The organism is Protofrankia sp. Cas4 (genome assembly GCF_963555915.1).
Classification (GTDB): domain Bacteria; phylum Actinomycetota; class Actinomycetes; order Frankiales; family Frankiaceae; genus Protofrankia.
On sequence record NZ_CAUVXL010000269.1, the window covers coordinates 45247 to 54680 of the forward strand.

Consider the following 9434-nt stretch of genomic DNA (forward strand, 5'->3'; position numbering starts at 1 on the left):
TCGCGGACGAGCCGCTCATCCTCGTCGTAACCAAGGCTTTTTCGCCAACCGCGCCCTGACCGCCAACGGCCGCGCGGCCCTGGCTGGCGGCCCTGAGAGAACAAGTGACGGACCTGACCTCATGACTTCCACGCCCGGTTCTGGCCCGATCGCCACAGCGCCGCGGACGCTGGCTGGCGGCGCAGGGCTCGCGACCCTACTCACCGACCCGCGCCGTGCGCTGATCTCCCTGGACTACGACGGCACGCTCGCACCGATCGTCGCCCGCCCATCGGACGCCGTTCCGGCGCCAGGCGCCCTGGCCGCGCTGGCGCGGATAGCCCAGCAGGTCGGATCGGTCACCATCATCACCGGGCGGCCGGTCGAAGCCCTGCTCGCTCTCGCCCGCTTCACTGAACAGCCGGGGCTCGAGTCGATGGTCATCCTCGGCCAGTACGGGCTGCAACGGTGGGACGGCGTCACCAACCGGATCACGAGCCCCGAGCCGCTGCCCGGGGTCGCGGCGGTCAGGGCCGCCCTGCCACGGCTGCTTGAGGACGCGCCCGCCGGCACCGTAGTCGAGGACAAGAAGCACGCGCTCGTCGTACATGTGCGTCGCACCTCCGACCCGGAAGCCTCCCTGGCGGCTCTCACGCCCGCGTTGACCAGCCTCGCCGCAGACCACGGGCTCGAGGCGGCGCCCGGCAAACGGGTACTGGAACTGCGTCCACCCGGCCACGACAAGGGGCGGGCGCTACGCGACCGGGCGGCGGAACTGGGTGCCCGGTCGGTCCTGTTCGCCGGTGACGACATCGGCGACCTGCCGGCTTTCGACGCTGTCGACCAGCTGCGGACTACCGGGGTGCCGGGTCTGACCGTGTGCAGCGACGGCCCGGAGGTTCCAGCTCAGCTGCGGGAACAGGCAGATCTCGTCGTTCCGGGTCCGGAGGGGGTGGTCGCCCTGCTGCGCCTTCTCTCCGACCGCCTCTCCTGAGGTGTTTCCCGGTCGTCGAGCGAGCACCTTCAGGCGAGCGTGGTCAGGCGAGCAGGGCCTCGAGCTGCTCTCGAAACCACCGGTGCGGGGGAAGCCGGCTGGCGACGGCGGCGAGCCGCTCGCACCGGCCACGCCGCTCGTCCGGGGTCATCAGCAGCGCGGCGTGCATGGCGGCCGCCGTCTCGCACACGTCGAACGGATTGATCACCAGTGCATCGGCGGCCATCTCCGCGCACGCCCCGGCCTCCCGGGACAGCACCAGCGCGGCCCCGGACCTCGACAGTACGGCGCCTTCCTTGGCAACCAGGTTCATCCCGTCCCGGATCGGATTCACCACCAGGACCTCGGCGAGTGACAACGCGGCCAGCGACCGTGGATAGTCGTCGTTGACCTCGAGCCGGAGCGGCAACCAGGACGCGGTCGCGAACTCGTCCTCGATCTCCGCCACGATCCGCTGGACCGCAGCCGTGTACTCGCGGTACTCGGGAAGATCGTGGCGTGACGGGTAGGCGCAGACGAGGTGCACCACCTGGCCGCGCCACCGTGGATGCTGGCGCAGGAGCTCCCGGTACGCTTCCAGGCCGCGGACGATGTTCTTCGACAACTCGGTCCGATCCACCCGCACGATCACCCGGCGACCGGCGATCAGCTCCCTCAACTCGGCGGCGCGGGCAGTGACGTCATGCCCGTGGGCGCGCTGCGCCAGGGCGGCGCCGTCAACCCCGAGCGGGTGGACGCCGATCCGGACCACGCGACCGCGGTATCGCAGCTGCGGCAGGCTCGTGGTGCCGGTCGTCTCGACGTCGTGGTCTGTCTCGGCGTCGTGGTCGATGACCATGTCCGCGCCGAGTATCGCCCGGGCGCACCGACAGAACGCCTCGGCCCACGCGGCCGTCAGGAAGCCCAGCTGGTCTGCGCCGAGCATGCCGTCAAGGACCGCGCGGGCGACGTCATCCGGCAGCATCCGGAAGTACTCGGGCGGCGCCCACGGGGTATGGCTGAAGTGGGCGATCCGCAGATCCGGCCGGAGGCGACGCAACTGCGCAGGCGCAAGAGTCAGGTGGTAGTCCTGGATCAGTACGGCCGCGCCGGGTGCCGCCTCACGCGCCAGCGCCTCGGCGAACATCGCGTTGTAACGTTCGTAGGCCAGCCAGTCCTGCTGGAACGCCGGCCCGAAAGACGGCTGAAATGCCGGTGCATACAGAAGATGCAGGACGAACCAGAGTGTACGGTTGGCGACCGCGTTGTAGGCCCGCTCGAACACGACCCGGTCCACATCGAGCATGCACACCGCGGCGCCGCCGGTGTCATGGCCGGCGCGATCGAGCCGTCCCTGCGGGGCCAGGCGGGTGGCCCGCCGGTCGGCTTCGGTCAACGCCGCGCAGACCCACACCAGCCCACTGCCACCGGTGGTACCCCCGGACGTGGCATCGTCGCCCGCGACCGCATGCAAGCCACTGACCAGCCCGCCACCGCCGCGACGCGCGGTCAATGAACCATCATCGTCCGCAGTGAACGCCACCGGCCCGCGGTTGGAGGCAACGAGCACACGGGCCGTTCCGATAGACGTGGAACATCCCGGTTCGTCAACCCCCGTGATATGACGCACACCCGGAGACTAGGGCATGCCTTCAAGATCTTCACCAGGCCGTCCCGCACCAGGCCGTCCCACACCGGCCCGACCTGGTGCGATCACACCTTGCCCACGCCCTACCCACACCTCATCTACACTTCGTCCACACCGGGCTGAATCCGATAAAAGCTTACTATATGATAGTAAGCTATAATTCGCTATCTGCGCCACACGACAGCCCTGCGGCATGCCAGCAGCACCACACGACGCCAGGGCCACATGCCAGCAGCACCACACGACAGCGCCGCCGACTGACAACCCGGGGTTAACCTACTTTTCGACGGAATCAACATAAAATGTCAAATGACTGCGGTTGTCTCGTGTGCCATGCCGCGCACGCGAGCAGATGACAGAGGCAGGGTCCGGGCGGCCCTCCGCGGGCGTGATGCCGCGGGGCGGTAGCGTCTCGACCACGTACCTCCGTGAAGGCTCAAGCCGCGCGAAACCCGCCGAGCTCGGGTGGCGCATGGCCGGTGGGCATGGCGAGGCGATCTTAGCCGGGCTACTCGGGCTCGCTGGCGCATGCCTGGTCGTCGCTACGGCGGGGCGGCTCGCGCTACGCTCCGGGGTTGAGCTGCCTACCGACTGGTTCGGGTTGCTCATCCCGGTGCAGCTCGATCGTGCTTCAGCCCTGCCCGCCTTCATGATTATCGGCGTCGCGCTCCTCGTCATCGGCTGGTTGCAACTGTGCCTGCTGGCCAGAAGGGGCTCGGTCTCGCTCAGCCAGACCGGGATCATCATCGCCGTCTGGTGTCTGCCCGTCGCTGTGGGTCCACCGATCCTGAGTCTGGATATATACAGCTATGTGGCGCATGGCGCCATGCTCACCGCCGATCTCAACCCGTACCGGAACGGTCCGAATATTCTGGGTAACCAACCCAGCTTGCTCGCGAGCGACCCGGTCTGGCGGATGTCGCGGGCACCCTATGGGCCATTGGCGCTCGCCCTGCTGAAGGCCGCCTATGGGCTGTCCGGCGGGACCGTGCTGGGAACGGTCCTGATCCTGAGGGCACTCGCGCTCGCCGGTGTCATCGTGATCCTCGGGTGCGTCGCGTGGGCCGCGGACCCCCGGCGACGGCCGCTGGCCCTCGCCGCCGCCGGCAGCCCGGTTGTCATCCTGCAGCTCCTCGGCGCCGTCCACCTTGAATCGATCATGGTGGCACTGCTCGCCGCGGGCCTGCTGGCCGCCCGGGCCGGGCGTCCGATAGCGTCCATGATGTTGCTTACCGCGGCCACCGCGGTGAAGTGGCCGGCGGCGTTCGCAATCGTGGCGGTCGCCGTGTGGCATGCGGGAACCCCCGTACCGGGCACCCGCCCGCGCAACACCGGCCCTCCCGACGCCCGCCCGCCGCATGCGCGGGCGTCGGTTTGGGCACGGCTGCGGCCGGTGGCTCGGGATGTCGGCGTCGTCAGCGCATCCGGGCTGGTCCTCGTCTTGCTGATTCCAGACGGGCTCGGTTGGTTACGTTCGGCGGCGACTCCCGCCTCGGGCCTCACCCTGTACGCACCGACGGTCGGTCTTGCCGACGGGCTCGCAAGGCTGGGCGACATCGCCGACATGAAGATCCAGTTTGCGCAGGCGCTCAACCTGACCCGGACCGCCGGCATCGTGGTCACCGCCGGAGTGATGCTGCGCCTGTTGGCAACCATCCGTGCGCGGAACCTCACCGCGACTGTCGGCTGGGGCCTACTGACGCTGGCGGTTCTCGGCCCCGTCCTGTACCCGTGGTACCTGACATGGGGGCTGATACCGCTGGCCATGGCAACCGACCGGGTCCGCCTGAGTCTGCTCGGCACGGTGTCCGCGGTCGGTGCGTTTCTCGCCCTCCCACACTGCGAACTGTTGTTCGCCAACCTACCTGGAGCCACCCCGTGGCTCCAGCGCCAGGCACCGGTTATCGCGATCAGCACACTCTTCCTTGTGCTGATCTCTGTGGTGATACTCACACGGCGCCGGGACAGCTGGTCCACGACGACCCTCAAGCGCTGACATCGGCGGGCACCGGCGCCCCGCGACGCCGGCCCCGCGCAGCCTGGCCCCGCAGGCGCTGGCATCGTCAGACGATGGGATCGTCAGGCGCTGGCATCGTCAGACTTCCCGGCAGCTGCAAGCCCCGGCACCCGCGGGTGCCGGCGAGGATCCGGTCAGGACGCCCGAACACGAGAAGGACGCCCGAACACGAGAAAGGGGGAACGGCATGCGCGCGCGCCTGAACACGGCCACGGTGCTGCTCGGCGTCGGCCTGTTCGCCCTGGTCGGCCTACTCGCGTTCGGAACCCGGATCGACCTTGCCGTGTACCGCCTGGGCGGCGACGCATTTCTGCACCATTTGCCCCTGTATGACCAGATCATGCCTGGTACCGGCCTGCCCTTCACCTACCCGCCGTTCGCCGCCGTGCTGTTCGGCCCCCTCGCCCTCCCGCCGAAGCCGGCAGCACAGGCCATCTGGGCGCTGGTCCTGCTGACCTGCCTGGCGGAGTTGACCCGCCAGGTGCTCGCCGCGGCCCGCACCGACCCGCTCGCGTCCAGGCCGGCTGCGGTTGGGATGCCGGCGGTCGGGCGGCAGGCGGCACTGGCCGTAGGCCTCCTGGCCGTGGAACCGATCCGAAGCAATCTCGCCTATGGCCAGATCAACATCCCGCTCATGCTATTGATCATTCTTGACCTGCGTCGTAGGTCCGGGCCGCTGCCCTCAGGTGTACTGATCGGCATCGCCGCGGCGGTGAAGCTCACCCCGTTGATCTTCGTTCCCTACCTCTTCGCCACGGGCAGACGCCGGGACGCGGGCATGGCCGCACTCTCCTTCAGCGCCTGCTCCGCACTGGCGGCCCTGGCCACTCCGGCAGACTCGGCGCGGTTCTGGACCAGGCTGGCGCTCGACCCGTCCCACGTCGGCGGGATCGCGTATGCGGGCAACCAGTCGCTGTCCGGGGTGGCGACCCGCCTCGCCGGTCATGCCGTGCACGACGAGCTCTGGTTTCAGCTGGTGACGCTGAGCACAGCCGCCGCCGGGATCGGACTGGCAGTGGTGGCCACTCGCCGCCACGAGCCCCTGCTCGGCTGGACGGTATGTGGCATCACCGGGCTGCTCGTCTCACCGATCTCCTGGACCCACCACTGGCTGTGGGCACTGCCCGCGCTGGCCTGGCTGGCCGGCCCGACCGGGCCACGCGGGGGGCGGCTCGCGGCACGCGGCGGCTTTGCCCTGCTCGTCCTCGCTCCGATGTGGTGGCTGCCGTACGAGCACGACCGCGAGTACTCCTGGCACGGCTGGCAGCTGTTGGTCGGGAACTCCTACGCCATCGCGGCTGTTCTCTTTCTCCTCGCCGTCGTCGGCCACCTGGCTTCCCGGGCTGGCAGGAGATCAGACCGTGGCGGGCCGCGCGGTCGGCAGCGTCGAGCGGACCGCGCTGGCCCAGCCGGAGCCGAGCGCGCCATCCTCCACGACAACGTTGTCGTGGTCCGGCAACAACCCGACGAGATCGGTGTGTCGCAGCGCGTTCGCGACCAGGTGCATGCGGCCGACCTCACGGGCCATGATCAGGTCGCTGGCGGAGTCGCCGATCGCGATCGCCTGGTCCGGACGGAACCCGCGGCGGGCCAGGTCGAAAGCCACCGCGGCGCCCTTGCTGACACCCTCGGGAACGAGATGATAGACGTGCGGGACATCATCCACAGCCGGCATGCCAGCCCACGAAATGATGCCGTTGTCCCGGATGGTCAACCAGTCGAAACCCTCCGCCACGAGCCATAGGTTCACCTCGGCCACGTCGATGTTGCCCCGGAGCATGATGTCGACCTCGCGTCCGCGGTGCCAGGGTCGGTACACCTTCAGGCGTCCCGAATACCGCGCGATCAGCGCGGCAAGGAGCGAATCCGGTATCTGGTCCAGATCGGCTGGCATGGCTCCGCGCAGGACCTGGCTGTTGCGTCCATGGTCCCAGCCGACGATCGCACCGAGCTCGGCTATGAAGCCGTCTGCGCCGAAAATCGCACCGGCTTCGACCAGTTGCGACCTGGTCCGGCCGCTGACCAGCACCAACGCGATGCTCGCCCGGTGCAGGTCGATGAGGGCGCGAGCCGGATCAAGGGTGGTGGAGTGGTCCTCGTTCCGGAAGAAGCACCCGAACGGCCCGACCATGGTTCCATCAAGATCGGTGTAGACGACCCGGATGCTCATCAGCGATGTCCTCCTGCTCGTGCCGCTGGTGCTGGCGATGGCGATGGCGATGGCGATGGCGATGGCGATGGCGATGGCGATGGCGATGGCGATGGCGATGGCGATCTTTCTAGGTTTGTACGCCGGAAAACCCCTTGTTGACCTTACAAACCTCGAAAGATCGAATGTTCGGATGTCATCGCGGTCCGTCACCTGAAACGCGCGCCGCCCGGCGAGCGGCATACTCCGGAATTGTGATCATCGGGGAACGCTCCCGCACCTCGACCCGGTGGGTGTGCGGCTCAAACCCGCCGTCGCAGCGGCGGAACTGGGTCAACGTCTGCCCCGGAGCCGGGCTGTGGACACCTAGCCGGGTCCACGCCGTCTGGATGATCTCGGCCGCCATGCGTCCGAGAGCGTCGTCGGGCTGGTGGCGATGGATCTTTCGTCCGACCTCGACCTGCGCGATCGCATCCGCGCCCGCCAGGGACAGGACGTCCACCAGCTGGGCGAACTCGACTCCGTAGCCGGAGACGAACGGTAGCCGCTCGAGCAGGACGCGGCGGCCGGCGAACTCGCCCGCGAGCGGTTGCACCAACCCGGCCAGCGCCGGCCAGTGCATGTTGAGCAGGGGGCGCGCGACGAGTTCGGTAACCCGCCCACCACCGCCGGGCAGCAGGCCGCCCGCCAGCGGCCGGTCGTAGGACGCCTTGACATAGGACACCTCCCGCTCGGTCAACAGGGGCCCCAACAGCCCGGTCACCACCTGGGTGTCGAAGTCCTCCAGGTCCGCGTCGACGAAAATCACAATATCTCCGGACGAGGCGTACAGGGACTTCCACAGAGCTTCACCCTTACCCGCGATCCGCCCGTGGCCGGGCAGGATCCGCTCCTCGGGGATCACCACCGCACCCGCGGCGGTCGCCTCGGACGCGGTCGCGTCGACCGACCCCGGATCGATGACAATGATCTCGTCAACGAGCGGCACCCCGACAACAAGATCGCGATGGATCGCAGAAACGATCGTGCCGACCGTGGCGGCCTCGTTCAGCGCGGGCAACACCACGCTGATCGGACCCTCCTTGCGGGCCAGCAACCGGACGGGCGAGAAGTCACGCCCGTCATACGTTCGACGCTCGAACCAACGGTGCACATCACGCCGCACCCGGTCTACAGTACGGACTGACAACTTCATCCGGCTCATCCAGAGGGGCAGAGGGACCGGCCCAGTGAAGCCCCGGCAACCACCCGCATCCGTGCGAGGCAGGTGCTAATTCCGACCCGAGACGCAACGGGCTCTCGGGAAAGATGAGGAGTTTCACCCATGACAGTCGCTCCCGAGCGCCCTGCTACGATCGGTTCGCAATCCGCCAATCCGGCGGTCTCCCTGGCGTGCCGGCACTGCGGCGCCACATTCCCGCTCTCCCCGACGCACGTCTGCGTCGAGTGTTTCGCCCCGCTGGAGATTGCCTACGACGAGGCCCTGCTGCGCCGGGTCACCCGGGCTTCCATCGAGGCCGGGCCCACCAACCTGTGGCGTTATGTCGGGCTTCTTCCCGCCGGCCACGACCCGGCGCACCGGGTGTCGCTCGGAGCCGGCTGGACGCCGCTGCGCCCGGCTCCACGGCTCGCCGCGGAACTCGGAATGCGGGCACTGTGGGTCAAGGACGACAGCGCGAACCCCACCCACTCGTTCAAGGACCGGGTCGTCTCGGTGGCGCTGTCCGCCGCCCGCGAGCACGGTTTCGCCACGGTCGCCTGTGCGTCCACCGGGAACCTCGCCCAGTCCGTGGCGGCGCATGCCGCGTCCGCCGGGTTGCGCTCAGTGGTGCTGATCCCGCACGATCTCGAGGACGGCAAGACCGTGTCAACCGCCGTCTACAGCGGCACACTGGTCGCGATCGACGGCAACTACGACGACGTGAACCGCCTGTGCAGCGAACTGTCCGGCGAGTACGAGTGGGCGTTCGTCAACGTCAACGTACGGCCGTTCTACGCGGAGGGTTCCAAGACCCTCGGCTACGAGGTTGCCGAGCAGCTCGGCTGGCGGCTGCCGGAACAGGTCGTTGTGCCCATCGCCTCCGGGTCGCTGCTGACCAAGATTGACAAGGCCTTCGGCGAGTTCGGCCGCCTCGACCTGGTGGAGCCGACGCCGTACCGGGTCTTCGGCGCGCAGGCCGAGGGCTGCAACCCGGTCGCCGCGGCCTTCGCCCGCGGGGTTGACACAGTCGCCCCGGTGAAGCCGTCGACCATCGCCAAGTCCCTGTCGATCGGCAACCCGGCGGACGGCCCGTACGCACTCGACGTCGCCCGGCGGACCGGCGGTGCGATCACCGACGTCACCGACCCCGAGATCATCGATGGCATCCGCCTGCTCGCCCGCACCGAGGGCGTCTTCGGCGAGACCGCCGGCGGCGTCACCGTCGCCTGTCTGGCGCGGCTGCTGCGCGAGGGGCTGCTCGACCCGGACGCCGAAACCGTCATCTTCAACACCGGGGACGGCCTGAAGACCCTCGACCCGCTGGTGTCGACAGGCCGGCCGACCGCGACCATCCGCCCGTCCCTGACCGCCTTCGAGGCCGCCGGCCTCGGCGACGGCTGAACGGCTGAACGGCTGAACGGCCGTCTTTTCACCGATTCGCTCATGAGAATTCCTGTATGACAACGC

At 68.7% G+C, this 9434-nt stretch carries 6 protein-coding genes, 1 pseudogene and 1 riboswitch; of the genes and pseudogenes, 4 read left to right on the forward strand and 3 right to left on the reverse strand.

The genetic code is table 11. From position 1 onward, the window contains the following. The first annotated feature begins 121 nt into the window (after positions 1–121). Entirely contained in the window at positions 122–973 is an 852-nt protein-coding gene (gene otsB / locus U9979_RS24335; RefSeq protein ID WP_322749214.1) for a trehalose-phosphatase, read from the forward strand. A gap of 43 nt (positions 974–1016) precedes the next feature. On the opposite strand, the gene U9979_RS24340 is transcribed toward otsB, so the two are convergent. After that, positions 1017–2522 carry a trehalose-6-phosphate synthase gene (locus U9979_RS24340; RefSeq protein ID WP_322781118.1) on the reverse strand — a complete coding sequence of 502 codons (1506 nt, stop codon included), beginning with the start codon at positions 2520–2522 and terminating at the stop codon, positions 1017–1019. Between the two features lie 550 nt (positions 2523–3072). Between U9979_RS24340 and mptB the strand changes: the two genes are divergently transcribed. Beyond that, positions 3073–4596 (forward strand): polyprenol phosphomannose-dependent alpha 1,6 mannosyltransferase MptB, encoded by a 1524-nt coding sequence (mptB, locus tag U9979_RS24345; protein WP_322781119.1) that lies wholly within the window; start codon positions 3073–3075, stop codon positions 4594–4596. A gap of 361 nt (positions 4597–4957) precedes the next feature. Then, a pseudogene (locus tag U9979_RS24350) lies at positions 4958–5695 on the forward strand (glycosyltransferase 87 family protein); the annotation flags it as partial. 276 nt (positions 5696–5971) lie between these two features. Here the strand turns inward: U9979_RS24350 and U9979_RS24355 are convergent. Beyond that, the gene (locus U9979_RS24355; RefSeq protein ID WP_322749217.1) at positions 5972–6787 is read right to left on the reverse strand and encodes an HAD family hydrolase; all 816 of its coding nucleotides are present in this window, start codon (positions 6785–6787) and stop codon (positions 5972–5974) included. A 175-nt stretch (positions 6788–6962) separates the two neighbouring features. Beyond that, positions 6963–7961, reverse strand: coding sequence for a glucosyl-3-phosphoglycerate synthase (locus tag U9979_RS24360; RefSeq protein WP_322781120.1), 999 nt, complete (start codon positions 7959–7961; stop codon positions 6963–6965). 2 nt (positions 7962–7963) lie between these two features. Next, a riboswitch (SAM riboswitch) is annotated at positions 7964–8081 on the forward strand. Positions 8082–8090: 9 nt separating this feature from the next. On the opposite strand from U9979_RS24360, the gene thrC reads away from it, so the two are divergent. Continuing rightward, positions 8091–9368: a threonine synthase gene (thrC, locus tag U9979_RS24365; RefSeq protein ID WP_322749220.1), complete on the forward strand. Its 1278-nt coding sequence runs from the start codon at positions 8091–8093 to the stop codon at positions 9366–9368. Positions 9369–9434 lie beyond the last annotated feature (66 nt).

Bases quoted from the DNA above. Each gene is read 5' to 3' on its own strand.
- otsB (WP_322749214.1), top strand. From the start codon at position 122: ATGACTTCCACGCCCGGTTCTGGCCCGATCGCCACAGCGCCGCGGACG.
- mptB (WP_322781119.1), top strand. From the start codon at position 3,073: ATGGCCGGTGGGCATGGCGAGGCGATCTTAGCCGGGCTACTCGGGCTC.
- U9979_RS24355 (WP_322749217.1), bottom strand. From the start codon at position 6,787: ATGAGCATCCGGGTCGTCTACACCGATCTTGATGGAACCATGGTCGGG.
- U9979_RS24360 (WP_322781120.1), bottom strand. From the start codon at position 7,961: ATGAAGTTGTCAGTCCGTACTGTAGACCGGGTGCGGCGTGATGTGCAC.
- thrC (WP_322749220.1), top strand. From the start codon at position 8,091: ATGACAGTCGCTCCCGAGCGCCCTGCTACGATCGGTTCGCAATCCGCC.